This window comes from Methylomagnum sp. (assembly GCF_054333355.1).
Genome location: NZ_JBTEKS010000494.1, coordinates 1 through 2,778 on the forward strand (window position 1 = coordinate 1; position 2,778 = coordinate 2,778).

Annotated in this window: 1 protein-coding gene; it reads left to right on the top strand. The window is 70.5% G+C overall.

From position 1 onward, the window contains the following. On the top strand, positions 1-2,778 hold a 2,778-nt coding region (cas3g, locus tag ACXWUF_RS21570), incomplete at both ends, for a type I-G CRISPR-associated helicase/endonuclease Cas3g (RefSeq protein ID WP_458503403.1).

The following is a 2,778-nucleotide window of genomic DNA, read 5'->3' on the forward strand; positions in this document are numbered from 1 at the left end:
CGTGGTGGACCGGCGGGTGATTGTCGATGAGGCGTTCGACCGCGCCCGGAAGCTCGCCAAGGCGTTGCGGGATGCGGAATCCGGCGTGCTGAAAACCGTGGCCGACGCCCTGCGCGGCCTGGCGGGCGGGGAGAATCCGAAGCCCCTAACCTGCTTCCAGTTGCGCGGCGGCATGTACCGTTCCGACGCCTGGGCGCAATCCCCGGCGCAACCGGCCATCATCGCGTCCACGGTGGACCAACTCGGCTCGCGCCTCTTGTTCCGCGCCTATGGCCGGTCCCACAAGGCGTGGCCGATCCAGGCCGGGCTGGCGGGCAACGACGCCTTGATCCTGCTGGACGAGGCCCATTGCGCCCTGCCGTTCCTGCAAACCCTGCGGGCGGTGCAAGGCTACCGGGCCTGGGCCGACGCGCCGCTGGCCGCGCCGTTCCAGGCGGTGGTGATGAGCGCCACGCCGCCAGATTGTGGGGGTGGGCTTGCGACCTGTGGGAGCGGGCTTCAGCCCGCGACTACCGAGCCTGATCGTGGGCTGAAGCCCACTCCCACCCTGAAGCCCACTCCCACGACCGCGCCTACGCCACCCTATGACATCTTCCGCGACACCTCCGACGAGCGGCGCACGCCCGGCCATCCGCTGGGGGACCGCCAGTTGGCGGCGAAACCGGCCCGGCTGGCGCCGCCCGTCAAGGTCAAGGCGGCGACGGCTTACAAGGATTTGGCGGCGGAATTGGCGAAGAACGCCGTGGCCTTGGTGAAGGATCGGCCCCTGGCCTGCGTCGTCTTCGTCAACCGGGTGGCGACGGCCCGCGAGGTGTCCCAACGGCTGGGAACGCTGGATAAGGACCGCGCCGAGGTCGTGCTTCTGACCGGGCGGATGCGGCCCCTCGACAAGGACGACACCGTGGCCGGGCGGCTGAAAGACTTGGGTTCGGCCCAATCCGCCGGGCGGCGGCTGGATAAGCCGCTGTTCGTGGTGGCGACCCAGACCCTGGAAGTGGGCGCGGACTTGGATTTCGACTTGCTGGTGACGGAATGCGCCAGCCTCGACGCCCTGCGTCAGCGGTTCGGGCGCTTGAACCGGATGGGGCGGGCGATTGAATCCCGCGCCGCCGTGCTGGTGCGGGCGGATCAGGCGGAGAGGAGCGAGGACGATCCGGTGTACGGCGCGGCCTTGGCGAACACTTGGCAATGGCTGAAAGAGCAAGCTCAAGCCGGGGAGTCAGGCGAGGTGGATTTCGGCATCGCCGCCCTGGAGCCGAAGTTGCCCACGGACGAAGCCGCCCTGGCCGCGCTCAACCCCGCCGCCAAGTCCGCGCCGGTGATGTTGCCCGCCCATCTGGACGGCTGGGCGCAGACCGCCCCGGAGCCGCTGCCCACGCCGGAACCCGCCGTGTTCCTGCACGGTCCCGGCCCGGCGTCCGCCGATGTGCTGGTGTGCTGGCGGGCCGATTTGGATTTGAGCGCCCTCAGCGGCGGCGACTTGGAGCCGACCGGGGCGGACAAGTCGCTGGAGGTGCTGACCCTGTGCCCGCCCGCCACGGCGGAATGCGTGGCGGTGCCGATTTGGCGGACGCGGCAATGGCTGGCGGGCGTTTCGAGCGTCGACGACAGCGCCGATGTGGAGGGCTTGGACGGGGATTTCGACGACTTCAAGCCCCAGGCCGGGCGGCGCCGGGTGGTGCGCTGGCGGGGCCGGGACGAGGCGGCGGTGATCGAGTGCCGGTCTTCGTTTGGGAGCGCCGAGTGGGGCGAAATCACCTTCGGCGAGGGTTGGAGTCCGCTCACCGACCGGGAGGCGTTGCGGCCCGGCGATGTGGTGGTGATTCCCGCCGGGGTGGGGGCGGGGGCGGCGGCGGAGTTGGGCGATTTGGCGCCGCACGCGGACGGCGGGCCGATTCTGGATTTCGGCGACCGGGCGTATGCCGCCATCCGGGCCAAAGCCTTGCTGCGGCTGCATCCGAAGGTCATGGCGTATTGGCCGGATCGGCCGGCCGTCGAGCGGCTAAGGGCGTTGGCGGATTCGGTGGCCACCGATTTTGAACAGGACGCCGAAGGCTTTCTGGCCGAGCTTCGGGACGCCTTGACCGAACTCCGCGACGACCAGGCATTGCCTCAGCCGTGGCGCTGGCTGGTCCGGGTCGTTCGGGGCTTGCTCGACGAGAAGCCGTTCAAGCGGTGTGTCGAGTTGCATCCCCTGGGGGGGTTGGTGCTGCGGGGCCGGGCGTTCTTGCCGCCGCCGGAATCCGAGGATTCCGAGGAGACCCAGGACGCCGACCGCTTCTCCGACGAGGACGACGCGGCCTCTTCGTCCAGCACGCGGGCGGTGCTGTTGGCCGAGCATTTGCGCGGCGTGGCGGATTTCGCCCGCGACTTCGCCGAGTCCTGCCGCTTGCCGCCGCCCCTCGCCGGGGCGGTGGTGCGGGCCGGGTTGCTGCATGATTTGGGCAAGGCGGACCCGCGTTTCCAAGCCTTGCTGCGGGGTGGGCGGGCGGCGCCTGCGGGGGAGTTGCTCGCCAAGTCGTTGGAACTGCCGCAGGGCCGCGCCGAGCATGACAGCGCCCGCAAGGCGGCGGGTTATCCACGCGGCGCCCGGCATGAGTTGCTGTCGGTGCGGCTGGCGGAGAACGGGGCGGGGCTGTTGCCGGAGGACGGGGACTTGCGGGATTTGGTGTTGCACCTCATCGCCAGCCATCACGGCCATTGCCGGCCCTTCGCGCCGGTGGCGTTCGACCGCCGCCCGGTGGCGGTGGCGTTGCCCACGGATTGGCCGGGGGAGTT